Consider the following 308-nt stretch of genomic DNA (forward strand, 5'->3'; position numbering starts at 1 on the left):
GTTGTTGAGGGTTACTGACGGGCTGCCGACAGGCGGCCGTCGAAGGTGATGTCGAAGGCGTTCAGGGCGGTCTTCCAGCGCATGGTCCAGCGGGCCTGGCCCTTGCCGGTCGTCAGACCTTTCGCGGACAGGGAGATCACCATCTCGTCCACGCCGGTCAGGCGCTTCTGCCGCTTCTTGACGATCTTCGGCTCGAAGCTGCCCTCGCGGTCGCGGGGCACGGCTATCTCCACCGGGCCGACGTCCGTCAGCACGGTCTTGGCCCGGGTGCCGTTGCGGCTGTTGCCGCCGTTCTTCCCGGCCGGGTC

General features: G+C 67.9%; 1 pseudogene. It reads right to left on the reverse strand.

The window, feature by feature from the left end:
• Window positions 1–86 precede the first annotated feature (86 nt).
• Window positions 87–308: pseudogene (locus tag AC2CJA_RS27400) on the reverse strand (transposase); the annotation flags it as partial.

This window comes from Streptomyces sp. ATLC9, from assembly GCF_057196705.1.